Source organism: Bacillus sp. CH_70 (assembly GCF_038007045.1).
Classification (GTDB): Bacteria; Bacillota; Bacilli; order Bacillales; family Bacillaceae_G; genus Bacillus_A; species Bacillus_A cereus.
This window is the reverse complement of sequence record NZ_JBBOWL010000002.1, coordinates 1-26,889: the sequence shown is the minus strand read 5'-3', so window position 1 is coordinate 26,889 and position 26,889 is coordinate 1. Positions and strand designations below refer to the sequence as shown.

Here is a 26,889-nt window from a genome sequence, read left to right as displayed (position 1 = left end):
ATCTTTTTATTTTTGGATTTAGATACAAAAAAAAGAGAATCCTTAAGGGGTACGGAAACGATTCTCAGTATGAGGGGCCACTCTGGGGTTTAATTACAAATCAAAAAAAGAACTTTATTCAAGTTCTTTTAATCTACGATACAGAGCGGCCTGACTCACACCTGTAATTTGGTATATTTCTTTAACAGTTTTATTGGTATGCTTTCGCAATTCAATCGCATGATTCATACCTGGGTGCTTATACGTATATTTCTTCAATCTTCCTCTATACACTCCTTTTTGTTTCGCTAACTTTATTCCCGCACGTTGCTTTTCTTTAATCATTTCTCGATCAAGTTCACTAAAGGCAGCCATGACAGTTAAAAAGAATTTTCCTGTTGGCGTTCTCGTATCTATTCCTAAATTTAAAATCGCAAAGTGAACATCCTTTTCCCGAAGTTGTTCTACTAATTGTAATAGCTGAATGGTATTTTGACCTAAACGATCCATTCTAGTTACGACTAAAGTATCCCCAGTAGTTAGTTTTGAAAGTATAGTGTCTAATTCTGGCTTTTGTTTGGTTACTTCACTTATTTTTTCTTTAATAATTTCATCTATTCCATATTTCATGAGCTGTTCAATCTGTGTACCTAGATTTTGATCTTGTGCACTGACACGAGCGTATCCATAAACCATTTTTCTCCTCATTTCAATTGTATTTTTGATAAGTTTTATTGAGAGTCTCTGAGACTAATAATATCAAGGAAAGGATTTTTTCTAGGGTACACTCTATTGAGAAGGTAAATATGCAATTATGCATATTTATATTTTTTTATTTTAATAGCAATAAAACCTAATATATAATTAAAAGGTTTTTTACGAATTGATAAGGAGATGCGAGTATGAAGAAAATCATAGGACTTATATTATCATTATTTTAATTATTTTCTACCTATACACCAATGTTTACAGAGGAAGTCGAAGTTTTAAATCAAATAGGCCGCATCAAAGAGAAAGGAGACTGGCATTATTGTGGTTCTCGTCAACATAATGCGAATTTTACACTAAGGGATTTTCAAATTTAAAAATTTGGTTTTACTGTATATTAAGAAGGTTCTATAAACGGGCTACTACATTAAAAAAATGAAACATCTTATGAATTAATTATTGTTTAGACAGAATGACTTAGGTTGTCCTTATGCGAAATATCAGTATGAATAGAAATTTGATAATTATATAAAATGCCGTAAATGAAGGATAAAATAAGTGCTAATTTTGCAATTATATTTTTAAAAATTGAATAGGAGATTTATTATGAATAAAATTAAGAAATTATTTTTAAGTTCTGTGATATGTATTTTATTATTCAGTACAGTAGGAACAGCGTATGCAGAACAAAATAATCAAGGAAATTCATCATCATTTATTGACGTTCCTAAAACTCACTGGGCATATAAAGAAATGATGTATATGGCTGAGAATAAGATTATAACAGGATACGGAAATGGGTATTTCGGTGCTACGAATCCTATTATTCGCGAACATCTTGCTGCTTTCTTGTACCGATATTTAAAACCGCAAGATAGTACCAATAATCCATTTGTTGATATTGGTGACAGCAATTTTAAAAAGGAAATTTTGGCACTTACTGCACGGGGCATATTTAGCGTAAATGTAGAGAAACAATTCAATCCGAAAAATAATATGACGCGTGCTGAAATGGCTGCAGTGCTTGTCAGAACATTCGATTTAAAACCGCAAGGGAATTTTGACTTTACGGATATGAAAGGTCATTGGGCTAACGAATATGTCAAAATATTAGCTGGGAATAAAATCACAAATGGTACTGGTGATGGAAATTTTAATCCAAATGGACTTGTCACAAGAGAGCAATTTTCTGTGTTCTTATATAGGACAATCATGGCAACATCAGGTATAAAAAACAATGAATCGGTTGGCTGGGTTGTAGATGGAGAAAAGAAATACTATTATGACAAACCAGGCGTGAAACATACTGGATTATTACGTTCAGGGGATGATACCTATCTCTTCGATAAAAATGGTAATCTAGCTTTAGGATGGAATACCGTAGACGGAAAGGACTACTATTTTGATACGGTAAGTGGAGCTGCACAAAAAGGATGGTTCTCTCAAACTACCCATTGGTATTATGCAGACGATAACGGTGTGATTCAAAAAGGCGATGTAACCTACAAAGGAAAACAGTTCCAATTCGATAGAACAGGTAAAATGGTAAAAGGGTGGATAACAATCCAATCCCTCGACCAAAATATCTACAAATCCAGAACAGTTGTAAGGGGATTTGACCCGATAAAAGTTAGAAAGGATGAAATTCTTGAAGTAGTAGGGGAAGACGGTCCTCTATGGTTTAAGGTGAACTACAATGGTCAAACATACGTTGTGCAAAAATTATTTGCAGTCGTGTTTGATCAATCCTTGTCTAATAAAATAGATACAATTCGTCATGATATTGACGATTTAAAAACGAGTGCTGAGTTAGTAAAAAAATATTCCGAACGCTATAAAAAAGCAAAAGAAACTAAAAATGATGATGCGGCTTTAGTTGAATCAAGTGAATTCGCACAAAGTGTTTCTCAATTATTAACGACACTAAAAAAATCTGAATTGAAGAATACTGTAGATAAGATTTATGAAAAAGAAGCTGATCCAGCTGTAAGAGAAAAATACAATTCTACTATCGCAACTTTAGAGATGATGAATCAGGATTTCGGGAAAATCCATAAATTAATGCTACTAAAAGATAGTGTTATGATTATCGATAAAGCGAATAAGGATTCAGGTAATATTATTCAACAAATTCAAGAAGGTAAATATTTAGTACAACAGGATAAAGCTAACCTTCAAAACTATGTGAATGGTTTAACGGATTATAAAAATAGTATGACAGCCTATAAAAAGCAAATGTTGGATTGGTTTGTAGATACTGTAGATGCAGGAACAGATGCCATGATAATGTTTATGGACATGACAACAGCTTACTCGCTCTCAATTAATAAGGTGTTTATCGAACCAGCAGAAAAATGGGTTGGCACATTACCAAAAGGTGAAATAGAAAAATTTGCAGATGGTGTTCGCGACTATGGACAGCAACTTACTGCCATGCAGGAAGGATTCAAAAACAGACTACCTGAATATAAACAAATGGCCAGTGATTTACGCGTAGTAAATCAAAGTTTCCATAAGTTTGGAGATTCAGTACAAAAAGCTGGGGCATCACTTCATAAACAAGCAGTAATGGCTGATGGACTAATTAATAGTGTCTCAACGCATGTTGCAGAAGCTCAACAAGCATTTCCAACACTACATACAGATATTATGTCTGGATTAGATGCTGCCAATAATATTATGGACTCTACTAATAAAATTGCGAGTTATAAAATTGATGTACCTGCAGCATCCCAAAACATTGGAAATATTGACTTGAGTAATGCACTACGTGATTTAGGTGGTGATCCATCTAGAGTATATGATCGTAAGAATGATGGAGATTTATCTTTCGTATTGGGTATTACGCCTATAATTGGTACAGGAAAAGAAATTGGACAACTCATAAAAGGGGAAGACTTAGTAACAGGTCAAAAATATGGTCCAGAAGATTATGTATGGGGGACACTGGCTGTCGTATCTGGTGGTACAACACGAGTTGTTGGTAAAGTTTTTGGAAAGGCTGCTGATCTTGAGAAGAAAGGTAAGGCTTTAGAAGCGGCTGCCAAAAATACAAAATTCACGAAATATCCTACGGGTTTTGATGAAGTCGCTCAGTATATAAAACAAAATAAGAAATTACCGGATAATTTCATCACAAAAGATCAAGCAGAAGCACTAGGGTGGGTGAATAGAGATGGCAATCTGCATAGAGTAGCTCCTGGTAAAAGTATAGGTGGCGATATTTTTGAAAACAGAAAGAAGCAACTACCCGACGTTCCGGGTAGAACTTGGTATGAAGCGGATATTAATTATATTTCAGGTTATCGAGGTAATGATAGAATTGTCTATTCTAGTGATGGACTAATTTATAAAACCTCGGATCATTATAAAACATTTACTGAGATAAAGTAGGAGAAGTTTTTATGGAATTTTTAAATTTAGATGGTCGACAATTTACAAGTGAAGAAGTTTTACACAAAGTATTAAAGGAAAAATTAGATCTCCCTGATTATTATGGGGAAAATGCTGATGCACTATGGGATTGCTTAACGGCATGGGTCATTCTTCCGTTAACAATAGAGTGGGAGTTTTTTAAGGAAAGTCAAAATATGTTAGGTCAAGAGGCAGATATAATTTTAGAAACATTTCAAGATGCACAAGAAAAAATGCCAGGTAAATTCTATATTGTTGTAAAATAATTAAAAGAATCTTAGGTAAAAATAAAAACCGTGGAAATATTTAATTTCTACGGTTTTTATTGTATCAATTAGATTTTCTTTCATAGTGGCCCCTCATACCTCGAATCGTTGCCGTCCCCCCTTAATAGCTTAAGGATTCATCCCAATTCTTACACCCTTTTGATTAATGCAATGATGACTTCTCTCTCTTTTCTCTCATATACACTGCAAATTGCATCATTTCTTTTGGAGTAAATTGTTTTCCTTCAGTTGCCCCTTGTTTAGCTGTCCCGATATATTCTAAATCATCCCATTTAGAAAATGGTGCTTCTCCTTTAAAAACCATTTCACTATATATTTTCCATTCCCCATCAATGTTCACTACATTATATCTTCCCTCATTTGCTAAGAAACTCATTGCAAACATTTTATCAGAGTAATAGAAATCACATTCCCTATTCGGATCGAGTAATTCTTCCCAACTAATATTAGCCTTTAAATCTTCTTCTGGAATTTCACGTTTCTCTGTTTCAATAAGTTCATAAGATGTAATTGGTAAATCGTCTAATTCATCATCATATATTTCTTTCATGATCCAACAGTCTTTACTTGCGTCTTCTGCATAATATTGATACCAGTTATTGTCATGCGTTTTAAATACATAAATAAATCCATTTGTAACTGTCTTACGATAAGTTTCAGTTACAATAATGAGTTTCTTTTTCTCGCCCTTAATTATATATTCATAGCCGTCGACTACTGGAAAGTCTTCTGGATAATCATTCATACACTTTTTCTCTATTAAGCAATCTTTTACTTTGCTTATGGCTGCTTTAGGGATTTCTTCCAACTTTACGAATTCTTCAAATTCATTATTAATATCTATTCCATAAGGTTCTAATATTTGATGCAATTGTCTAGTAACCCTTGTTTCTTCATAAATCATATATTCATACTCTTTAGGATTGAATTTTGTTACTAAAACATATGTATCTGAAGGGCTTATCGTATATGTATTTACCCATTTATTAGGCTGATTGAAAACTCCGTGTGGGATTAAATATCCCCATAGCACCACATACGTCTGAAATTTCTCTTCTGGTAGGGGTATCGCCACATCGCTATCAAGCTAAACTTCTGAAATATCCCCAAAACGAAAATTTCATCCTTTCATAGTTGTCCATAGGATCTTAGGGTGATTTTCATTTTTGAGAAGAATACATTTCTCAAATTGATGGCAATTATGGAGGGGTAAAAATAATGTTACGATGTTTATAAAAAATATGCGAAGAAATATGTTAATAGATTTTTTAATAATATTCATATAAAATACTATTTTGACTTAGATTAAACTTTGTTTCAAACAAACATTAAAATTTATTTTAAAGAAAGGGAAATATGGTAGAAAATGAAAGTAAACATTAAAATTATTGAAAAGCTTAAAGAAGAATCTTGTACCTTCTACATTCACAAAGTAACATCTTTTATTCTAGATATGGTATCAACACTAGAGAATAGTTCTGATAACTATTTAATAGTTAATTCTACTCACAAAGGTGAACAAGAAAAAATTTCTTGCTCAACTGTTATTTATTTGGAATATCTTGAAAGGAAAATTTTTGTTTATACAAAAGAAAATATATTTGAGATAAAAAGTCCTTTATATAAATTACAATCTGAACTTCCATATAACTTCATTAGAATTTCAAAAACTATAATTATCAATATTCATTTTTTAAACAAATTCTCCGCTAAAGCAAACGGAAATTTGGAAGCATTGCTTTCAAACAGAGAAACAGTAATTGTGTCAAGAAAATATGTTTCTTCATTAAAAAAACAGCTAAAAAAACATTCCCAATAACCACTTATGTATTGATTTTTACCACTTATGTTTAAAAGTATTTCTTTATATCTCCTTTGGTGTAAATATTAATAAAAACAAAGGAGGATATACAATGTATACTATGATTAAAGAAGTATTTATAAGAACTCCATTATGGGTATGGATATTATTATTCATTTTAATAAAAAGGGGTATTGCTATTTCTCAAGAAAGACCAATTAATTTATCTAAAATGTTCCTTGTTCCCATGATTTTTATGATATGGGGGTTAGATAAAATTATCACTAAATTTTCTTACTTAGGATATTGTTTAATAAGCTATACAATTTTCATTCTTCCAGGCATTTTGATTGGATATTTGTTATATGCAAAATATCAATTTTTTTTCAAGCAAGAGACGGTTACTTTCAGGAAGAAATGTTACCTTCCATTAATAATTATATTGATTAATTTCTTTGTAAAATATGTCTTAAATGTAACTTTAGGAATTTATTCATCATTTTATAATAATATTTCGTTTAATATAATTTATTCTGCCATAAGTGGACTATCTGTAGGGTTATTTTTTGGAGGAATATTCTACACATTTTATATACAATCAAAATTAAATAAACTTATCTTAAAATCATAAAAAAAGAAGGGAAAGACTTTATTGAAACTAAAAAATCGACTGTATACAGGTTTAGGAACTGGTTCATTTATATACATGATAGTTTTGCTATCAAGAAACAATAATATATCTATTACACAAGCTGAGATAATAAGTGTTCTTATAATCTCAGCTTGTGCAGGCATTTTTACATTCATTTTTGATATTGAAAGAATCAGCTATTTGTTCGCCTTGGTAATCCATTTTTTCATGATGATTATAGTTGTCTTTCTTATATCTACATATAACCATTGGATAGAAATATTCCCAACTGCTGATTTTCTTGAAAGTATAGTTTTGATATATGCATTTTCTTGGTTAATATCATTTTTAAATACAAAAAAAGATGCTAAAGAATTAAATATGTTACTAAAAAATAAGAATAACATTTAAAGTGTCCTTCTATACGAGGCTGCTGCATCGATATTAAATTAGTAAAAAAATTCCCCCGAAATTTAAAAATACGCTATTCTTTCTATAGAATCATAGGAAAGGATGGCGTTTTTGTATGTCTATTTCTGTATCTGATGGATTACAACTATTTGCTCAGGAGATTCAAAGATTTTTATCTCCAAATATCTTACTAGATTTTGCTAGAGATGTCGGTTTCGTACAACGGACCAGTAAGTACCAAGAAAAAGATTTAGTAGCTTTATGTGTATGGATTAGTCAAAATGTCGCTAAAACCTCTTTAACTCAGTTATGTAGCTGTTTAGAAGCATCAACAGAAGTGCTCATCAGTCCTGAAGGACTGAATCAACGATTTAATGCCACAGCCGTGCAATTTCTACAACAAGTGTTAGCCGAACTTCTCAATCAAAAGTTATCTTCAACTAAGCTGTTCTCTTCTCCATACACTTCTATTTTCAAGCGTATTCGTATCCTGGATTCAACTGCATTTCAACTTCCCGATGTATTTTCATCTGTTTATCCAGGTGCAGGAGGATGCAGCCATACAGCGGGGGTGAAAATTCAGCTTGAGTATGATCTATTAAGTGGACAGTTCCTGCATATCCATACAGGTCCAGGTAAACAACATGATCGAACCTACGGTTCTCTATGTGTTCCAACTGTGGCAGCAAATGATTTATGTATCCGAGATTTAGGGTATTTTCATTTGAAAGATCTTCAACATATACAAGATAAAAAGGCTTACTATATCTCTCGTATTAAATCCAATACACGTATTTATCAAAAAAATTCCACTCCTGATTATTTTCAAGATGGAAGGATCAAGAAAGGTACAGAGTATATACAGATAGATATGGAGGTCTTAATGAACTCTCTTCAACCAGGACAAACATGTGAAATATCCGAAGCTTATGTAGGAATGACTGATAAAGTACCAACTCGTGTGATTATTCATCGGCTAACAAAAGAACAACAACAAAAACGATTACAAGATCAAATTGTAAGAGAAAAAAAGAAAGGAATGAAGTATTCTCCTCGTAGTAAACGACTCAGTGGTATCAATGTATATATGACAAACACCCCCACAGATACTGTCCCGATGGGACAAGTACATGATTGGTATTCTTTACGTTGGCAAATCGAAATTTTATTTAAAACGTGGAAGTCATTCTTTCAAATTCATCAGTGTAAAAAGATAAAACGAGAAAGATGGGAGTGCCATTTGTATGGACAATTGATTGCCATTCTACTCTGTTCTTCTACGATGTTTCAAATGCGGCAATTACTTCTTATGAAAAAGAAACAAGAATTGAGTGAGTATAAGGCCATATATATGATTAAAAATTATTTTCTTCTTTTTTCCAAGCTATACAGAAAGACACCCAAGAGCTATCAAAGGTTTTACTTCGCCTGTTCAACCTCCTACAGCAAAGTGGACGGAAATCTCATCGATATGAGAAAAAGACGGTCTTTGATATATTAGGTGTCGTTTACAATTGTACCCTGTCTGATAATCAAGCCGCTTAATTCAAAAAAGCGAAACCCGATAGGGTTTATTTCGTATGCAAATCTTTAAATTTCCTATACGTAGTCTTTAGAAAAAGGAAACAACCTCTACTATAATTGATGTTGTATGAGCTTAGCTTGATAGCGATGTGGCGGTACCCCTTAAAGTAAAAAAAGGACAAACCTCGCCCGAGTTAACTGGGCGTAAGGTTTGTCCTTCACGCTACGTACAATAGAGTATAAACAATGGAAACAAATTTTCTATTTATATTTTAACATAGAATCTATATAAAATACTATACAAATTTAAGGTCGTAAATAAAAAAAACAACAAAACAAAACATATTTAAAATTTCACATACCGAATAGTTAATAGAAAATCAGAAAAAAATAAGGACATAGGGGGCTTTTTAACTTCTTATTTACTGTTATTATTTATTTGTTTCTGAAACACCAAAGAATTTTGAGTATGTGTAAGATCATATTCTTCTTATAGATGTCTTGACGCATTATCCAAGCTAAGGTCTTTGAAGAGAGGTGGACTTTCATAGTTTGATGGGGAGTAGTCTTATTATTACACTGAGTAAAATTGAAGGAGTCTAAGGGCTTTGTTTTTATATAATTTAAGTATATTAAGTAAATTAAATATATCCATACCAATATAGATATATTACAATGTATTAAGTGAATAAGAAGGAGGTAAGGTGATCGAAGCAATTAAAGACGTTGTAGCAATAATCGCTTCAGTGTTCGGAATCATAAACTTAGGTTTAGACATCCATACTAAAGCGACTAAGAAACTACAACAAAGCAAAAAGCGGAAGCGTAATAAACGCAAGCGCAAATAACCAAGTTGAGGGATAAGGTTGACAGCCAGTTTCCCCTCATTATTATAACATCGATCACCAAAAAATGATGAAGAGATTAAAACTAATTGATTTAAGTATTTTTGTTGTTCTGTTCTTATGGTTACTATCTAATGATTTTAGTGTAAAGACTAAGTTGGGCTGGGCATTTGTAGTTGTATGCATTGTATATGCTATTCTATTGATAATTAAGTTATGTATGAGAGGTGAAGACGAATGAAGTATCATTTAAATTCTAGGGAAGAAATAGATAATTTCATTAGAAACGAAGTTCTTATAACATCGGAAGCAATGGAGATTTTAGATGTTAGCCGTTCCCGTATGAGTGTTATGATTAAGTCTGGTAAATTAACACCAGTTAAAAAACTAGGGAATGTGAGTTTATTTCTAAAAGCTGATGTAGAAGCCAAAAAAGAAGAATTAGAAGGATTAAGAGAAAAGTTTCGTCCTTATGATGAGTAAGAAGAGGTTAACCCGATTACTAACAACCTAATCAAGAAAGATCTCCCTTAAAGGGAGAAACGCTATTCTTCCCGTGATTCTACAGAAAGAATAGCGTTTTTTATTTTATGAATTTTTCTTTAAAAATTGATTAATGCTGTACCATTCTTGTTTATTGGTAAGGCTAAACAAGATACAACAGAAGAGTAACAATTCATAAAGAAGAAAGGAACACTCTATATTCAATTAGATATGGAAGAGCTCATGAATCAATTATCCCATGGTCAAACAATGGAAATTTCAGAAGCGTACATTGGACAGTATCAAAAATTACCAGCTCGTGTTATTATTCATCGATTAACAAAGGAACAAACAGAGAGAAGAATGAAGGAACAAGCTAAAAAAGAAAAAAAGAAAAAAAGAAAAAAAGAAAGGTATTATCTACAAAGAACGAAGTAAACGGTTGAGTGGAATCAACGTGTATATTACAAATCTTTCTGCAGAAAATGTTCCAACGAAACATATCCATGAGTTATATTCATTACGCTGGCAAATTGAAATTTTGTTCAAAACATGGAAATCTTTCTTTCAAATTCACAAGTGCAAAGAAATTAAGAAGGAACGCTTAGAATGCCATTTATATGGGCAACTTATTAGCATTTTACTCTGTACATCTACTATGTTTAAAATGCGTCAGTTACTCTTGGATAAGAAAAAGAAAGAGTTAAGTGAATACAAATCCATTTATATGATAAAGAATTATTATCTATTGTTTTACCAAGGATTACAAAGGGGCACCCAAGAATTATCAAAGATTTTCCTACGTCTGTTCAACCTTTTAGAGAAAAACGGACGGAAATCTCATCGTTACGAAAAGAAAACAGTCTTTGATATCCTCGGCGTTATGTATGAGTGTACGTTGTTAAAGAGCTTCAAAGTCGCATAATATTTTTCAAAACACCTCTTGGTAGGTTTATTTGTTATGCACATTTTTAGTGTAGTCGTAGAAATTCCCAAAAAATACACTCGCATATACCGTCATGATACCCTTAGCTTGATGGTGATGGGGGTACTTTAAAATCTTAGCTTGATGGGCATGGGGTGTTACCATTATACGTAATCCTCTTTAAACCCAAAATATAATTAATTTATATTTAATTATATTTACATACTTTTAACCTTATGTTAATGTAAACTTTATTATAATTAATTCTAGTTAATTTTTAAGTCTCTTTACCTTCGTGATAAGAATGCATAAACCCTAAACCAAATAGTATTCTTTAAACTTTATAGGAAATTACCACTTTTATATCTTTGAAATATAATAATCAGATGTAAAATGTGATTTTAATGAATAGCAGGTACACAATGGTAATTTGAATTTAACAGCGACGAAGTGATTATAAATTGATTTTTTATTTTTGAGGGTGTGAAAGTATAATGAATCCGGTTTTTAAAAAAATATGTATCTCCTTTGCTTTTTCTGTAGCAGGGCTGTTTTGTTTTTTTAAGTCAAATGGAGACCTGTTATTGTCTGGAGTAGGAATTATAATGGGATATTTATCTTTATTTAATATCATGAGTTTATATTCTCAAAATACTCACGATAAAACATTCACTAAATTTTTGAAAAAAATAGCAGTTATTTGCTTTTCTTTTGCAGTATTAGGAATATCCTTTGGGATAATACACGAATTATTAGGAGCATGGAGTCTTAGTATAATGGCAAATTATTGGTTTCTAATGCTAATTTTATATGTAACAAACATAATTTCATTAGTTATTTTAGTATTTGCAAATCAAAATGACCCACATTATCCCTGGTTATATAGAATTCTTATATTTTTTAATCTACTTCTTACACTAGGGCCAGTTTTATTCCCAATATTTATTCTAATCCTTGGAAATGGCATGAATGCACATACAATATGGTAATAACATTTAAATTACATAAGATTTTAAAGTACCCCCTAAATAAAGATTTTGTGTTTTTTTGCACCGAAGTTCACTTTTATCGTTTTGCAGGCATTTATTTTTCTTAAGGTGATGAGGATATAGGTCTACCCCATCACCATCAAGCTAAGTTTATATCAGTTTAATTTCATAAGACAGTTTTAGAAAAGAAAAGCTGATTTTCCTATGTTATTGTAAAAAGTAAAAGAATACATGAAGTAATAAACCGGGGAGAAATGTAATTCTCCCCGGTTTATTACTGTTTTAGTGATGGCGAAATTATAGGTAGATACACATAAAAAGTTGTTCCTTCTCCAAACTTACTTTTTACAGATACTGTTCCTCCATGTGCTTGCGTAATAGTTTGAGTAATTGCAAGCCCTAGACCAGATCCACCATGCTGTCTTGTTCTGGAATTATCAATTCTATAAAAACGATCAAATACATAAGGAAGGTTTTTTAATTTTATGCCTGATCCATTGTCCTTTAAGGATATTTCTACTTGATTTTCTAAGACCATTAAAGAAATTGTTATTTTGCCTGTAGTCGAATCAGTATGTTGGACGGCATTATGGAATAGGTTTAAAATAATTTGTTTGATTTTATTAGCATCATAATTGCCTTTCACTCCTTCTGTTAGATCATATGATATCTGTCGATTTCCACCTAAAACGCTTAATTGTGGTTTCATCTGCCAGATAAGTTTGGTGAGATTGGCTTCCGATAAGTGTAGACCAGGCTCACGATCCATTTTTGCAAGAAACAATAAATCTTCTACTAACTTTATAATGCGTTTTGATTCGCCGTGCATACTGTTTAAGGCGTTATAAAGCTGTTCAGGGCGATTAGCTGCGCCTCGTAATAATACTTCTAAGAAACCATGAATAGATGTAAGTGGTGTTCTTAGTTCATGAGAAGCATCGGCAATGAAACGTTTCATTTTCTCTTTTGTTTCTCTTTCATATTGAAAGGATGCCTCTAATCGCTTCAACATGTCATTATATGCTAGAGCTAATTGGTCAACTTCTTCTTGCCCTTGGTGTGTAGGTAGTCGTTCAGCCAAATTCCCCGCATTCGTATTTTTCACTGCATTTACAATGTTAGAAAGAGGAATCAATGTATTTTTTAGAACGGGTAAATATAGCGCTAAACCGATAAGTAAAGCTAGTACAGATAGAACAATGAATGTTAGTAATTGCTGAAATAGAACATCGCGTAAAGGAGCAATAACTGTTCCGATTTGAAGAATTTGATCAGGAACTTGATTAAAATCTCCATCAGAACCGTTTGGAAGACTCCGAATAGGTTTGAAAACAATTAATTGCTCAATCCCCTCTTTATTACGTACTACTTTATAGGTTACTTGTTTACGATTCGAGAACTGTTCTAATATTTTTTCATACTCTTTACTAGATAACTTTGGCGAGGACATGCCCGTACTCTCTGCGAAATCCTTATAATCACCAGCTTGTCCGATAGTTGCAAGTGAAATATCTTGTGAAAACAGAAATCTTGGTCGATTAGGATCAGGATGTTTTTTTTCATTATTTTCTGAGTTAAAAGGAAGTAAATCTAATTCTGGTGGTAAAGACATCATCTTCGCTCGTAATGTCTCGGCTTCATTTTTATACAAGAAGTCTTTCATTACCCAAAATTGTAAAAGGCCAATACTCAAAAGAATAAGAGATAAAATAAATAATGTTCGAGTTAAAAGTTGCTTTCGTAAGGAACGAGACATTAGTTTTTTGTTTTTCAAGAACTGGATTATTTTCATCATGGTAGATCCACGCGATACCCCGATCCCCTAATTGTGCGAATGAGTCGGTGTTCTTTATCTTTCAATTTTTCCCGGAGTGAACGAATATACACTTCCACAATATTTTCATCTCCTTGAAAATCATATCCCCATACTTTATCAAGTATCACACCCTTACTTAGTACAATCCCATGGTTAATTACAATATATTTAAGTAGTTCATATTCAGTAGGAGAAAGTTCCAAAATTTCATCTTTAAATCGTATTTCTTTTCTACGATCATCTACCTTAAAAGGACCATAAATAATCTCACTGAATAAATTAGGAAACTGATTACGAAGACGTGCGTGTATACGGGCAAGTAATTCATCAAAACTGAAAGGTTTAATCACATAATCGTCTGCACCTAATGTTAATCCTTTCACTCGATCATCTACTTCGTCTTTTGCAGTAAGCATAATCACAGAAGTAAGAGCACCACTTTTTTTTATCATTCGGCATACTTCAAACCCATCTGTACCAGGCATCATTACATCTAAGATGGCCACATGTGGCTCAAATTCTTGTACTAAATTCATGGCACTTATTCCATCCGTCGCTTTTTTTACTACATATCCTTCGTTCATTAACCCGATCTCTAAAAACTGTAAAATATGTGGTTCATCATCTACTATTAATATTTTAACCCCTTTAAGAGAGTTCATAATCTATGCCTCCTTTTTCTTCCTTATTATTAGTATCTACGATTATGCTTAAAATTTGCTGAAAGTCATTTAAATACCTGGTAGTTTTTTATTTTTTTGTCATTTTCTCTTTTCATACGAAAGATATTTCATGTATTCAGGAAACTTTCAGCTTACTTTCAAGTTCACTTCAGATAGAAGAAAGATAATACATTTAAGGCCTAGTTAACTTTATAAAATGATTAAGGAGTTGTAATTCTATGTTTTTACAATTGAAAAAGCGATTGGATATTCCTCTAATATTCATAGTCTTGTTAGCACTTTTTCTAAATGGCTATAATATTTGGACGGATCATTATGTGAATACTTATTATACGACTGCAGTGGCAAGTATGCTGCAAAACTTTCATAATTTCTTTTTTGGTTCCCTCGATTCAGCTGGGTCTGTAACGGTAGATAAACCACCTGTTGCATTTTGGATTCAAACAATTAGTGCCTATATTTTTGGGCTGCACGGCTGGAGTGTAATTCTACCTCAAGCATTGGCAGGGATAGGATCTGTATTGTTAATTTATTTTTTAGTTAAACCTTCTTTTGGTGTAGTTGCTGCACGTCTTAGTGCCTTAGCCTTTGCATGCACACCAATTGCAGCTGCAGTGAGTCGAACAAATAACATTGATAGCATGCTTGTATTTACTCTTTTGTTAGCTACTTGGCTCTTGTTTAAAAGTGTGAAGCGTGAAAGTGTTTGGAGTCTTTTAGGATCTTTCGCGGTAATTGGGATAGCTTTTAATATGAAGATGCTACAAGCATATATGATACTGCCTGCTTTTTATCTCTTTTATCTTTTAGCTGCGAAAGTAAACTGGAAAAAAAAGATTGGTTTCCTTACTGGTGCAACAGCTATCATGCTCGTTATTTCTCTTTCTTGGGCGGTAATTGTAGACAGTATTCCTGAAAACAAACGTCCGTATATCGGAAGCAGTGAAACAAATTCAGTTTTAGAATTAGCATTTGGTTACAATGGTATATCACGTCTTACTGGGAATCAGGGAGTACCTGGTGCGAAGGAACATCAACAATCGCCTCAAAATAATATGTGGGGAATGCCAAATGATGGTGCTGAGAATGGTAAACAGGAAGTTCCAGCAGATAAAGGAATGCCTAATGAAAATGATCAATCTCAAACACCTGAAGGTAACAATGAAGTAGTACAGAAAGATAATAATCAAAATGGAGCTAATTTACCACAAGGAAATGGTGATAATAGTCAAGGATTTCAAATAAACAAAGGGGATGGTCCACCGACAGGTAATAATGGTGGTCCAGGTGGCATGGCAGGCGGTATGTTTGGAACTGGAGAAAAAGGGCCGTTCCGTCTATTCCAGTCTGAGTTATCTGGCCAGGCTAGTTGGCTGTTACCGTTTATTATTATTGCTAGTATTAGTTTATTGGCTAGTGTAAAAAGAAATAATATAACTTTAAAACATAAAGAAGCTGTCTTTTGGCTCGCATGGTTAATTCCAGTTATGGTATTTTTCAGTATTGCAGGATTTTTCCATCACTATTATTTAATAATGCTTGCGGCTCCTATTGCAGCTCTATTTGGAGCTGGTTCAACACAGCTTTTTGAGGATTATAAGAATAATACTGGCTGGAAGTCTTGGTTATTGCCAATTGCAGTTGTAGGAACAGCAGGTTTCCAATGGTATATCATGCATCCTTACAGTGATGTCATTGGAGCTGAGTGGCCACTTTGTATAGCAGTAGCCGGAATTATCATGACTTTTGTACTTGTTTTGTTCAAGTATAAGAAGATTGTATTACCTTTTACGCTGCATATTGCAGGATTACTTATATTATTCATCGGACCATTGTATTGGGCTGCTACGCCGATTACATATGGTGGAAATAGTATGCTCCCACAAGCGGGCCCAAGTTCAGCTGATGGTAAAGCAGCTTTTCCAGGAGCAATGCCTGGATTTTCTGGACAAGGAGGACCCGGTGGTAACGGACTTCCAACTGAACGGGAATATATTGAAAAAGATTCTGCTTCACCAGAAGATCACATGCAAATCCCAAACCCTAGTAAAAAATCTTCAGGATTACCAGGAAGCAAGCCAGGAGGTATGGATAACGAGAGTTTAGATGATAAAACTTTTTCATATTTAAAGAAAAATAATACCGGTGAACAATACTTATTTGCTACAACAAGTTATCAAACCGCAGCTCCTTACATTATAGATAAGGGGGAATCAGTAATAACGATGGGTGGTTTTTCTGGTTCAGATCCAGTGTATTCTGTTGTGGAATTAAAAGAGTTAGTTGTAAGTGGGAAAATAAAGTACTTCCTTATTTCAAATGAAGGAATGAGAGGGGGAAGTTCTGAAGTAACAAAATGGATTCAAGAAAATGGTGAGAAAATACCTTCTGATGAGTGGCAGACAAAACAAACTGGTGGAAAAGAAGGTATGAATATGGGTGGTCCTGGGCGCTCAAATACTTTATATAAAGTAACTTTGTAAAGGAGTGGTTAGAGTGGGAAACAATATATGTTATTCAATAATCATCCCCATGTATAACGAAGAAGCTGTTATTGAAGAAACATATCGAAGACTGAAAAGGGTCATGAAAGATGCAAATGGTACGTATGAATTAATATTTATTATCGATGGAAGCCAAGACAAATGTGCGGATATTATAAAGCAATTTATGATAGGTGATAAGACAGTAAAACTTATCGATTTTTCACGGAATTTTGGTCACCAAATTGCAATTACAGCTGGTATGGATTATGCAAATGGAGATGCAGTTATCATTATTGATGCTGATTTGCAAGACCCACCAGAGCTAATTCTGCAAATGATTGAAAAATGGAAAGAGGGGTATGAAGTAGTCTACGCTAAGCGAATGAAGCGTAAGGGTGAAACATGGTTTAAAAAATGGTCGGCAAGCACGTTTTATCGCGTGCTTCGCGCCTCCACAGATATTGATATACCAGTAGATACGGGAGATTTTCGCCTTATGGATCAAAAGGTATGTAAAGAAATGAGAAAGATAAACGAAAATAATAGATTTGTTAGAGGATTAGTTAGTTGGATCGGCTTTCGTCAAATAGCGATTGAGTATGTTCGAGATGAAAGAGTAGCAGGTGAAACCAAGTATCCCCTTAAACGAATGGTAAAGCTATGCTTAGATGGAATTCTGTCTTTCTCTTATAAACCTTTGAAGTTAGCAATTTATTCGGGTTTACTTCTTTCTAGCTCAGGCTTTCTATACTTTATATATGTGCTATACCTTACTTTATTTACTGAAGCAACCATGAAAGGGTGGCCTTCTATCATTAGTATTATGCTAATTTTTAATGTCTTTATGCTATTTATGCTAGGCGTTATTGGTGAATATATTGGGCGGATTTATGATGAAACAAAAGGGAGACCTCTATATATTGTTCGAGAGTTTTATGGGGAACAGGAAAATGAAAAATTAGCAATCCGACATGAGACAGCGTATGAATGAAGATTTAATACGAATTTTTAAGTTTTTAATAGTAGGTATACTGAATACGGGCATAGATATAGTAATCTTTTCATTACTTGTCATGGGGGACGTGCCCATATTACTTGCGCAATCAATCTCCTATTGTTGTGGTGTTGCTAACAGTTACTTACTAAATAGGGTTTGGACATTTAAACAAGAGAAAAGTCGAGTTGCAGTAGAAGCATCTAAATTCATTTGTGTTAATCTTTTAAGTCTTATTGTAGTATCTCTAATACTAAGAAGTATGTATGATACCTTGGAGCAGTCGTTGATTGTCTCTAAAGTGACTGCAACTTTGATTGGTAGCTTAATAAACTATGTAGGATCGAAGTATTGGGTGTTTCATACTTCCCACACTAAACCAGTGAATTAAGATGGGATGTGGTGAATTGTTTTATATTATTATATAGATTTAATGTGTGGAATTAGCAAAGACTTCCTCTGTTTCATTGAGGGAGTTCTTACTTGTCTAAACTATATAAACTTTTGCAGTGAAATCGTGTAGTTAATCTTTTGGTTTTTTATTACAAAAAAACTTTCGTAAGAGGTTTTACATGTAAGGTTGAACTTTTAAGAAAAAGTTAAGGAACGAAAGTCACAATAGGTTTACCAAAAACATATACGAGGTGGAGTAAAAAATGGAACAAACGAAACAAAAGTTAATACAAATTTTACTCATAGTAAACTTGGGGATTAGTACGTGTGCAGCTATCGGAGTAGGTTATGTAGCTTATAAACAGAGTAAAAGTCCGGACTTTTCAGAGATGGGCTCAAGAGGGCGCGATAAGATGTTCCCGGGTAATGGTAACGGTCAATTCCAGCCGAATCAAGAACAATCAGGACAAACAGAGCAATAGAGAGGGGAATAGAGATTTGAAAAAGTGGATTATTATTTCAACAATTATTGTTGTAATAGGAGGAGCGAGCGCTTGGTTCTTTCTCCATAAAACAGATAAAACACAAGGTGTTGTGGCAACTTCTCAAACAACGACAGTACAACAAGGAAAACTGGAGGTAGCAGTTAGTGGTTCGGGTTCGGTTACAGCAAATACAGATCAAGATGTAACAGCGAAAGATACAATTCTTATTGTTGATACTATAAGTGTAGCGGCTGGAGATACAGTGAAAAAAGGTGACACGCTTGTAACCTTTAAAAATGGTGCTGTCGTTACAGCTCCATATGACGGGGAAATTCAATCAGTTAGTGTGAAAAAAGGCGGTAAAGCGTCACAAGGAACAATTCTTCTTCGTATGAAGGATGCAGATGGATATACATCACCTGTAACGAGAGGGAACAATAGTGCAAATTCAGATAAAGCAAGTGGCGGAAATGGTTTGACAGCCGATAGTGTCAGTGTAAAAGAAGGTGATGTTGTAGAGGCAGGTGCAACACTTGTAACCTTTACAGATGGAAGTATTTTGCAAGCCCCAGTAACGGGGACAATTACAAGCCTTTCTGTTGCAAGCGGTGATTCTGTACAAGCTGCGGATCCAATTGCACACATAACAAACTACAACGCTTTGCAAACAACGATTAGTGTTGATGAATTAGATGTACCGAAAGTAAAAGAAGGTCAAGCGGTAAAAATAACAGCAAGTGCATTCGGAGATGAAACATTCAGCGGAAAGGTAACAAATGTAGCAGCAAAAGGAACAGCGGACAAAGGCGTTTCTACATTTGACGTAACTGTACAAATTGAAGATCCGAAAAATATGAAGATTGGTATGTCAACAGAAGCAAGTATCTCAATAGAAAGTAAAGAAGGCGCATTATATGTCCCAGTAGAAGCGGTGCATACAAACGGAAATGAAAAATATGTACTAGTTCCTACATCTTCAGACGATGTAGCGCAGTCAACAAAAAAAGTAACAGTAGAAACTGGTATTTCAAATGATACGCATGTAGAAATTACAAAAGGATTAGCAAAAGGAGATACGGTGCAAATACCGAGAGTTCAATCTAAAGGGAATTCTTCTCAAGGACCTATGATGATGCCTGGAGGAAACTCTCAAGGAGGATTTGGTGGCGGCAATTTCCAAGGAAGACCTGGTGGTGAATTTGGAGGAAGATCTAACGGCGGAGCTCCAGCTGGTGGCGGACAAGGAGGGCGTTAATGTTATGGTAGAGCCAATTATTCAAATAAAGAACATGAAGAAAGTCTATGAACTTGGTGGCGAAACAGTAATGGCTCTAAAAAGTGTTTCCCTCGACATTCAAAAGGGCGATTTTATCTCTATCATAGGACCATCAGGCTCTGGGAAATCAACATTTATGAACATGATTGGATGCTTAGATCGACCGGATTCAGGTGAATACTTACTAGATAATGAAGAGATAGGGAAAATGAAAAGCTCTGAGCTGGCGACGATTCGAAATGAAAAAATAGGTTTTATATTTCAAAATTTCAACCTGATAGCGAAACTTACAGCAGTTGAGAATGTAGAGCTTCCACTCATTTACCGAGGCATGAAAGCGGGAGAACGAAGAGAAACGGCATTAGAAGCATTACGAAAAGTAGGGTTGGCAGATAGAGCGAATCATTTGCCTTCTCAATTGTCTGGTGGGCAGCAGCAACGTGTCGCAATAGCACGTGCGTTGGCTGGACATCCTCCTATTCTACTAGCAGATGAACCGACCGGAGCACTTGATAGTAAAACGAGTAAAGAAATATTAGGAATTATGAATGCATTAAATGAGCAAGGGCACACCATTATTCTGATTACGCATGATTTAGATGTTGCAAAGAAAGCAAGCCGCGTCGTTCGGATTCACGATGGACAGCTCTATGAGAATGGAGGTGAATGGTTTGCAAACATTCAAAATGGCACTGAAAAGCATTAGAGCAAATAAAATTCGAGCATTTTTAACGATGCTTGGGATTATTATCGGTGTATCCTCTGTTATAGTCATGGTTGCGATAGGACAAGGATCGACAAAAGAGGTACAAGATCAAATTGGCAACTTAGGTACAAATGTATTAACGGTATCGATTACGGATTCAGATGCTACATTTAAAGAAAAAGATACAAAACAAATTCAGGATATCGATGGTATTAAAGCTATTGCACCGACAGTATCAGGAAGAGTAACAGTGAAACATGAAAAAACGAATACACAAGTATCAATGATTGGAACAACTTCTTCGTACTTAGACGTCCGTGATTTAAAACTGCAATCTGGACGCTTCATTGCAGACCTAGATCAGGGGAATCATTCAAAAATTGCTGTACTTGGTGCAAGCACAGCACAAACATTATTCGGTTTAGGAGACCCGGTCGGTAAATCAGTAAAGGTAAACGGAACGTCTTATAAAGTTGTTGGAGTTCTTGAATCAGTGGGAAGTTCTTTAGGAACAAGCGGAGATAGTACGATTATTGTTCCGCTTAGCACCGGACAGCGTTTAGCTGCCACTAAGAATGTTGGGACAACATATGTGAAGGTAGAAAATGAAGATATGATTAATTTCATATCGAACCGAATTGAAAGAACGATGAATTCAATCATAGGTGATACAGATAGTTATAGCGTATCAAGTCCAAAAGATTTAATGGAAACTGCATCATCTGTCAATGATACGATGACATTAATGCTAGGCGGAAGTGCAGCAATTTCTCTTATTGTAGGCGGGATTGGCATTATGAACATTATGCTCGTATCAGTTTCAGAACGTACGAAAGAAATAGGCATTAGAAAAGCAATTGGAGCAAAACGTAAAAACATTCTGCTTCAATTCCTTATCGAAGCAGTTGTGTTAAGTTCATTCGGTGGAATAATTGGAATCGGGATTGGGATAATTAGTGCACAAATATTTACGTTAGCGACAGGTACAACAATAGCGTATTCCATACCCGTTATGCTGTTATCATCTGTTTTCTCTTTATTAGTTGGAGTTGTATTCGGTGTATTTCCGGCGAATAAAGCGTCTAAACTTGACCCAATTCAAGCACTACGATATGAATAGAAAAAACAAAGCGATCGTGTCCAGCGATTGCTTTGTTTTTTACTATGTAAGAAAACAGGATTCTAAAAATGTAATTATATAAAAAGATACTGATTCATAAAGGAGTAGTAATAAATACATCGAAATTGATATTATCTTATTTAAAATAGATAAAAGTATATAAAGGAAGATTCGATATTTTAGGTTATTTTGGGCTGGGAAAATTATTTATCATTAATATTTCGTAAGCCATAAGGTACGTTTTACAACTTACAGGTAAAAGAATACTCTTTTATAGATGAAGGTACTTTTTATGTCAGGTATTGTAATTGTTTAAAAAATATGAAGCATAAAAATCCAAAAGAAAAAAGATCTTTACTCAAATTAAACTTTAGACCTAATTTTCTCTTGAAATAATGAGTAAAAAAGTTCTTTACTTAGTCAAGAAATATAGAATTTCTATAATTATTAGTAAAGAACTTTTTTATTTGGGGACATAAATAAAGTTTACTTAGGTAACCGTTCATACGGAATTGCAACAGCAGTACAAAATTACTATGGTAAGGAATTGAGAGATTTAACACTACCAGAAGTTGCAATGCTTGCTGGCTTAATGAAAGCGCCTAATAACTATGATCCAACGAAAGAACAAAATATCAAAAAAGCAACAGAAAGAAGAAATGTTGTACTTCAATTAATGAATCGACATGGTTATATTACAAAAAAGGAAATGGAAGACGCATCAAAAATTCCAGTAACAGAAGGACTTAAGAAAGCAACTGAACAAAAAGAAATGCCATATCCTGTTTTTATGGATGCGGTTGTGAAAGAAGTTGAAAAAGAAATGCCAGATGCAAATATTGGATCTGACGGTTTAGAAATTTATACAACATTAGATCCAAAGGCACAGGATTTTGCGGACAAGCTTTTAAATAGCGGTATTATTAATTATCCAAGTGAGAAATTCCAAGGGGCTTTCACATTTATGGATACGAAAACAGGAGAAGTACGTGCAATTGGTAGTGGACGTGGTGAAAATAAAGCTGTTTTTAAAGGACATAATATTGCAATTGAATTAAATCGCTCAGCAGGTTCCACGATGAAACCAATTTTTGATTACGCTCCTGCAATTGAATATTTAAAATGGGCTACTTACCATCAAATTGATGACTCTCCATATAAGTATTCAACAGGACAAGAAGTTAGAAATGCAGATAGAAAGCATTTAGGACCAATTACAATGCGTGATGCATTGAAAACTTCCCGAAATATCCCGGCTATTAAAACTGCAAAAGAAGTAGGAATTAATAAATCAAAAGCTTTCTCTGAAAAGCTAGGTATTACATTTAATGTAGCACCGACCGAATCAACAGCGATTGGTACAAATGAAGCGTCACCAACTGAAATTGCAGGCGCTTATGCGGCATTTGGTAATGATGGTAAGTACACGAAACCACATTTTGTTAAGAAAATCGTTTATCCAGATGGTAAATCAAAAAGCTTTGAGCAAAAGCCAAAACGAGTTATGAAGGATTCTACAGCATATATGATTACTGATATGCTTCGTACTTTTGTTTCATCTGGATTTGGTACAGCAACTAATATAGGTTCTTTAGATGTAGCCGGTAAAACAGGGACAACAAGCTATTCTTTAGAACAAATAGCACAATATAATCTACCAGAAAGTGCTAATCGTGATAGTTGGTTTGCTGGTTATACACCACAATATACGATGGCTGTATGGACCGGATATACAAAGGATAGTAAAGATGATTATATTAGTAGTAAAAATACGAAAATTGCTCAATTGATTTTTAAAGAAATGATGAGTAAGTTTGCTACAGATAAAACGCAATTTAAAATGCCGAACAGTGTGGTTCAAGAAGATAGTGAATTACGTATTAAAGGTGAGAAGCGTGATACTTCTCCAAATGCGAAAATAGCCAATACGACTGAACAGCCAAATGAAAATAAGCAAAAAGAAAAGCAAAAGAAACAAGAAGAATTAAAGAAACCAGAAGATCAAAAGCAAAGTGAGCCAAACAACGGTAGTGGCGAAGGAAATACAAAGCCGCCAAACAGTGGGGAGGGTCATGGAACGCCAATGCAACCAAGTAATGATGGGAATTCAGGAGAGAATCCAGCCAATAATGGATAATAAGTAATATGAAAATATTGTTGGTCCTTTGCAAATTTAAAAAAAGCATAAATATATTAGTAAATGAGGAACAACGTTTAGGAAGTAGCTAGTAGTCGTTGAAGTACATGGTAAGTCGAAAGGGTGAAGTCTCTTTATATAGTACCTTTTAAATGAAAAATGCGCTATTCTTTTTACAGAATTATAGGAAAGGATGGCATTTTTCTATGTATTTATCGATTCGAGATGAATTTCACTTCTTTGGTGAATCTCTACATATTCTTCAACAACTTGCAAACAAGACAGGTCGTTATATTAAACTACGTGCATTAAGCGAGGTAAACAATAATCCATGGACAAGTGCGGCTGAAATCAATGCATTTGGAGTGACTCAATGATATATTTGTAAGTAGCTATTTAAATCATTGATACACTATTTCAAAAGGTTATCATCTGCTGAGAGTTCCGTTCGGCATTTGATAACCTTTTTATCCTATACTAGTCAATATGTAAAAGAAAACCTCGGATTGATAAAATTCACTTTCTTAGTTTAATAGTGAAACCCGTTCGGTTGTATTTCATATTCAAATCTTTCAATTACCTAAACTTGAATTTGCATAAAATTAGCTTGATAACGATACCACTGTATACATTATAAATTGCTAATTTTTACATAATTGTGTACAAAATTTCAAGTTTTATTTTGTCTATTTTTTCTGAATAATACATATTGACAAAATAACGGCGGCAATATAGAATTGGTTTTGTTCACCGGTGAACATTTTACAGGGTTTTTGTTTAGTGTTATTTTTATTAATCTTATATAACATCAAGATATCCTAGCTCCTTTGTATGTAGTTTGATATATTATCAGTTATTTAAAATCAATAAAACGGTTTATATTGATAAAATTATTTAAAGGGATGATTGTATGACAAATGCTATAGCGATAAGAAATGTTCGAGAGTTTAGTTCTCACCCATTATCTTCTAATTGTGCTGAAATATTTAAACGTAATAATCATGCATTAATAGGTATTAGTCCGTTTAATAGTAGATTTTCAGATGAATATATTAATAGACTCATTAAATGGGCATTACATACTTTTGATGATGTTAGTGTTTTATTAGCTGGAAAAGAAGCTGCAAATTTACTTGAGGCTTTAGGAACACCAAAAGGTAAGGCGGAAAGAAAAGTTAGAAAAGAAGTATCTCGAAATAGAAGATCAGCTGAAAAGGCGCTTAAAGAGCATGGTGGTGATGTAAATGCAATCCATACATTTTCTGATTTTAATGACAACTATGCATATAACAGCATGAGGGCAGAAGCGGAACATAACTTTTTAAACGAAACTCATTTTCGAAATGCTTGCTTAGAAATGTCACACGCAGCTATTCTAGGTAGGGCAAGGGGTACCAATATAGAAATTGACCAAATATCAAATGATATGCTAAACATTGCAGTAGAATATGTCATTGCAGAACTTCCATTTTTCATTGGCGGAGCTGAAATATTGGGAACTCAAGAAACTATACTTATTTATCATAAACCATGGGAACTTGGTGAACAGATAGTTAGAAATGATTTCTCTATCAAGATGAAACCAAATCAAGGATATTTAATGGTTCAAGAAATGGAATATTTATCTTAATAAATATTAAGTATCCAATACAAGGGGGAAGTAATATGTCAAATACAGTGCAATCGGTAAATATATTATCAGAAGAATTTCAAGAAGATCCATATAAGTATTTTTCATACCTACGTCAGAATGATCCAGTACATTATGAACCTGAGATTGATAGTTATTTTATTAGCAGATATCAAGATGTCCGTAATATATTAAATGATACAGATACATTTACAACAAAATCGCTAGCTGAACGTGCTGAACCGGTAATGCGTGGGCCAGTATTAGCACAAATGCGTGGAAAAGAGCATGTTGCGAAAAGAAAAATTGTTTTAAGAAGTTTTATGGGAGATGCTTTACAAAAATTAATGCCTTTAATTAAAAAGAATGCAGAAGATTTACTATTTCCACACCTTCCAAATGGAAAGATAGATTTAATTCATGATTTTGGCAGAACATTTGCTGTTTATGTAACAATGGATATGATTGGATTAGATAAGAAAGATCATAAGAAAATAGGAGAATGGCATAGCGGTGTAGCTGACTTTATTACCAGTATAAATCAACCACCAGAGGCAAAAAAACATTCTCTTTGGTGCAGTGAACAGTTAGCTAATTATTTAGAACCAATAATTAAAGAGCGAAGATTAAACCCACAGGAAGACTTAATTTCTAAATTATGCAGTGCAAAATATGAAGGAATAGCTATGACTGATACTGATATTCTAGCATTGATTTTAAATATATTATTAGCTGCAACAGAACCTGGTGATAAGACTCTTGCTTTATTAATTTATAATTTAATTAACCAACCGAAACAACTGCAAGATGTATTAAGTGATCGTTCATTAGTACCATTAGCTATTGCAGAAACTTTACGTTACAATCCACCAGTGCAATTGATCCCACGTCAATTGTCAAAAGATACGGAAATAAGTGGTATCCAACTATCCAAAGGAACTACGGTATTTTGTATGATTGGTGCAGCGAACCGTGACCCTAATGCATTTGAAAGACCTGATGAATTCAACATTTATCGTCCGGATCTTGATATTAAAAAGGCATTTAGTGGTGCTGCAAGACATCTTGCATTCGGATCAGGTATTCATAATTGCGTAGGCGCAGCGTTTGCGAAATCAGAAATTGAAATAGTTGTAAATGTAGTCTTAGATAATATGAAAAATATT

General features: G+C 33.8%; 22 protein-coding genes and 3 pseudogenes. 21 read left to right on the top strand and 4 right to left on the bottom strand.

Annotation, left to right across the window (positions count from 1 at the left end; all coding sequences use genetic code 11):
• Window positions 1–114: 114 nt before the first annotated feature.
• A complete protein-coding gene (locus N2V79_RS27070) occupies window positions 115–675 on the bottom strand; it encodes a recombinase family protein (RefSeq protein WP_109737692.1) in 561 nt (186 codons plus the stop codon).
• 618 nt (window positions 676–1,293) lie between these two features.
• On the opposite strand from N2V79_RS27070, the gene N2V79_RS27065 reads away from it, so the two are divergent.
• Window positions 1,294–4,080 carry an S-layer homology domain-containing protein gene (locus N2V79_RS27065; protein WP_340720361.1) on the top strand — a complete coding sequence of 929 codons (2,787 nt, stop codon included), beginning with the start codon at window positions 1,294–1,296 and terminating at the stop codon, window positions 4,078–4,080.
• Between the two features lie 11 nt (window positions 4,081–4,091).
• Window positions 4,092–4,367 carry a barstar family protein gene (locus N2V79_RS27060; RefSeq protein WP_000395059.1) on the top strand — a complete coding sequence of 92 codons (276 nt, stop codon included), beginning with the start codon at window positions 4,092–4,094 and terminating at the stop codon, window positions 4,365–4,367.
• A gap of 163 nt (window positions 4,368–4,530) precedes the next feature.
• Here the strand turns inward: N2V79_RS27060 and N2V79_RS27055 are convergent, their stop codons facing one another.
• Window positions 4,531–5,463 (bottom strand): hypothetical protein, encoded by a 933-nt coding sequence (locus tag N2V79_RS27055; RefSeq protein ID WP_340720360.1) that lies wholly within the window; start codon window positions 5,461–5,463, stop codon window positions 4,531–4,533.
• 291 nt (window positions 5,464–5,754) lie between these two features.
• Between N2V79_RS27055 and N2V79_RS27050 the strand changes: the two genes are divergently transcribed.
• From N2V79_RS27050 to N2V79_RS27015, 8 genes and pseudogenes are all read left to right on the top strand, one after another.
• Window positions 5,755–6,207, top strand: a complete 453-nt coding sequence (locus tag N2V79_RS27050) for a LytTR family DNA-binding domain-containing protein (protein WP_340720359.1) — start codon at window positions 5,755–5,757, stop codon at window positions 6,205–6,207.
• Between the two features lie 94 nt (window positions 6,208–6,301).
• On the top strand, window positions 6,302–6,820 hold the full coding sequence (locus tag N2V79_RS27045; protein ID WP_340720358.1) for a hypothetical protein: 519 nt from the start codon (window positions 6,302–6,304) through the stop codon (window positions 6,818–6,820).
• A 21-nt stretch (window positions 6,821–6,841) separates the two neighbouring features.
• Window positions 6,842–7,231 carry a DUF3021 domain-containing protein gene (locus tag N2V79_RS27040; protein WP_000769224.1) on the top strand — a complete coding sequence of 130 codons (390 nt, stop codon included), beginning with the start codon at window positions 6,842–6,844 and terminating at the stop codon, window positions 7,229–7,231.
• A 115-nt stretch (window positions 7,232–7,346) separates the two neighbouring features.
• Window positions 7,347–8,776 (top strand): annotated as a pseudogene (locus tag N2V79_RS27035) (IS4 family transposase).
• A gap of 683 nt (window positions 8,777–9,459) precedes the next feature.
• Entirely contained in the window at window positions 9,460–9,603 is a 144-nt protein-coding gene (locus N2V79_RS27030) for a hypothetical protein (RefSeq protein ID WP_340720357.1), read from the top strand.
• 234 nt (window positions 9,604–9,837) lie between these two features.
• Entirely contained in the window at window positions 9,838–10,083 is a 246-nt protein-coding gene (locus N2V79_RS27025; protein ID WP_340720356.1) for a helix-turn-helix domain-containing protein, read from the top strand.
• Window positions 10,084–10,284: 201 nt separating this feature from the next.
• Window positions 10,285–11,008 (top strand): annotated as a pseudogene (locus N2V79_RS27020) (transposase); the annotation flags it as partial.
• Between the two features lie 494 nt (window positions 11,009–11,502).
• Complete coding sequence (locus N2V79_RS27015) at window positions 11,503–11,997, top strand: DUF3902 family protein (RefSeq protein ID WP_071724350.1); 495 nt, start codon at window positions 11,503–11,505, stop codon at window positions 11,995–11,997.
• Between the two features lie 274 nt (window positions 11,998–12,271).
• On the opposite strand, the gene N2V79_RS27010 is transcribed toward N2V79_RS27015, so the two are convergent.
• Window positions 12,272–13,792, bottom strand: a complete 1,521-nt coding sequence (locus tag N2V79_RS27010) for a sensor histidine kinase (RefSeq protein WP_340720355.1) — start codon at window positions 13,790–13,792, stop codon at window positions 12,272–12,274.
• Complete coding sequence (locus N2V79_RS27005) at window positions 13,789–14,475, bottom strand: response regulator transcription factor (RefSeq protein ID WP_071724352.1); 687 nt, start codon at window positions 14,473–14,475, stop codon at window positions 13,789–13,791. Before N2V79_RS27005 ends, N2V79_RS27010 begins: the two co-directional genes overlap by 4 nt.
• Window positions 14,476–14,714: 239 nt before the next feature.
• Here N2V79_RS27005 and N2V79_RS27000 point away from each other — a divergent pair, with 239 nt between their 5' ends.
• From N2V79_RS27000 to N2V79_RS26955, 11 genes and pseudogenes are all read left to right on the top strand, one after another.
• Complete coding sequence (locus N2V79_RS27000) at window positions 14,715–16,979, top strand: glycosyltransferase family 39 protein (protein WP_340720354.1); 2,265 nt, start codon at window positions 14,715–14,717, stop codon at window positions 16,977–16,979.
• A 13-nt stretch (window positions 16,980–16,992) separates the two neighbouring features.
• Window positions 16,993–17,973, top strand: a complete 981-nt coding sequence (locus tag N2V79_RS26995; RefSeq protein ID WP_340720353.1) for a glycosyltransferase family 2 protein — start codon at window positions 16,993–16,995, stop codon at window positions 17,971–17,973.
• Window positions 17,954–18,367 carry a GtrA family protein gene (locus tag N2V79_RS29285; protein ID WP_445661892.1) on the top strand — a complete coding sequence of 138 codons (414 nt, stop codon included), beginning with the start codon at window positions 17,954–17,956 and terminating at the stop codon, window positions 18,365–18,367. The genes N2V79_RS26995 and N2V79_RS29285 overlap by 20 nt, the downstream gene beginning before the upstream one ends.
• A 265-nt stretch (window positions 18,368–18,632) precedes the next feature.
• A complete protein-coding gene (locus N2V79_RS26990) occupies window positions 18,633–18,851 on the top strand; it encodes a hypothetical protein (RefSeq protein ID WP_048564053.1) in 219 nt (72 codons plus the stop codon).
• Window positions 18,852–18,867: 16 nt separating this feature from the next.
• Complete coding sequence (locus tag N2V79_RS26985; protein WP_088344719.1) at window positions 18,868–20,109, top strand: efflux RND transporter periplasmic adaptor subunit; 1,242 nt, start codon at window positions 18,868–18,870, stop codon at window positions 20,107–20,109.
• A gap of 4 nt (window positions 20,110–20,113) precedes the next feature.
• Entirely contained in the window at window positions 20,114–20,836 is a 723-nt protein-coding gene (locus N2V79_RS26980) for an ABC transporter ATP-binding protein (RefSeq protein ID WP_033699979.1), read from the top strand.
• On the top strand, window positions 20,802–21,956 hold the full coding sequence (locus tag N2V79_RS26975; protein WP_445661891.1) for an ABC transporter permease: 1,155 nt from the start codon (window positions 20,802–20,804) through the stop codon (window positions 21,954–21,956). Before N2V79_RS26980 ends, N2V79_RS26975 begins: the two co-directional genes overlap by 35 nt.
• Window positions 21,957–22,431: 475 nt before the next feature.
• Window positions 22,432–24,093: pseudogene (locus N2V79_RS26970) on the top strand (transglycosylase domain-containing protein); the annotation flags it as partial.
• 206 nt (window positions 24,094–24,299) lie between these two features.
• Window positions 24,300–24,470 carry a hypothetical protein gene (locus tag N2V79_RS26965; protein ID WP_340720546.1) on the top strand — a complete coding sequence of 57 codons (171 nt, stop codon included), beginning with the start codon at window positions 24,300–24,302 and terminating at the stop codon, window positions 24,468–24,470.
• A gap of 533 nt (window positions 24,471–25,003) precedes the next feature.
• Window positions 25,004–25,723 carry a tRNA-dependent cyclodipeptide synthase gene (locus N2V79_RS26960; RefSeq protein ID WP_340720351.1) on the top strand — a complete coding sequence of 240 codons (720 nt, stop codon included), beginning with the start codon at window positions 25,004–25,006 and terminating at the stop codon, window positions 25,721–25,723.
• 35 nt (window positions 25,724–25,758) lie between these two features.
• Window positions 25,759–26,889 (top strand): cytochrome P450, cyclodipeptide synthase-associated (locus tag N2V79_RS26955; RefSeq protein ID WP_340720350.1); only part of this gene is annotated, 1,131 nt, incomplete at its 3' end.

Coding starts and splice junctions, on each gene's coding strand:
- N2V79_RS27015 (WP_071724350.1), top strand. CDS start 11,503: ATGAATCCGGTTTTTAAAAAAATATGTATCTCCTTTGCTTTTTCTGTA.
- N2V79_RS26965 (WP_340720546.1), top strand. CDS start 24,300: ATGTATTTATCGATTCGAGATGAATTTCACTTCTTTGGTGAATCTCTA.
- N2V79_RS26980 (WP_033699979.1), top strand. CDS start 20,114: ATGGTAGAGCCAATTATTCAAATAAAGAACATGAAGAAAGTCTATGAA.
- N2V79_RS26960 (WP_340720351.1), top strand. CDS start 25,004: ATGACAAATGCTATAGCGATAAGAAATGTTCGAGAGTTTAGTTCTCAC.
- N2V79_RS27065 (WP_340720361.1), top strand. CDS start 1,294: ATGAATAAAATTAAGAAATTATTTTTAAGTTCTGTGATATGTATTTTA.
- N2V79_RS29285 (WP_445661892.1), top strand. CDS start 17,954: ATGAGACAGCGTATGAATGAAGATTTAATACGAATTTTTAAGTTTTTA.
- N2V79_RS27005 (WP_071724352.1), bottom strand. CDS start 14,475: ATGAACTCTCTTAAAGGGGTTAAAATATTAATAGTAGATGATGAACCA.
- N2V79_RS27025 (WP_340720356.1), top strand. CDS start 9,838: ATGAAGTATCATTTAAATTCTAGGGAAGAAATAGATAATTTCATTAGA.
- N2V79_RS27010 (WP_340720355.1), bottom strand. CDS start 13,792: ATGATGAAAATAATCCAGTTCTTGAAAAACAAAAAACTAATGTCTCGT.
- N2V79_RS27070 (WP_109737692.1), bottom strand. CDS start 675: ATGGTTTATGGATACGCTCGTGTCAGTGCACAAGATCAAAATCTAGGT.
- N2V79_RS27060 (WP_000395059.1), top strand. CDS start 4,092: ATGGAATTTTTAAATTTAGATGGTCGACAATTTACAAGTGAAGAAGTT.
- N2V79_RS27050 (WP_340720359.1), top strand. CDS start 5,755: ATGAAAGTAAACATTAAAATTATTGAAAAGCTTAAAGAAGAATCTTGT.
- N2V79_RS27045 (WP_340720358.1), top strand. CDS start 6,302: ATGTATACTATGATTAAAGAAGTATTTATAAGAACTCCATTATGGGTA.
- N2V79_RS27000 (WP_340720354.1), top strand. CDS start 14,715: ATGTTTTTACAATTGAAAAAGCGATTGGATATTCCTCTAATATTCATA.
- N2V79_RS26990 (WP_048564053.1), top strand. CDS start 18,633: ATGGAACAAACGAAACAAAAGTTAATACAAATTTTACTCATAGTAAAC.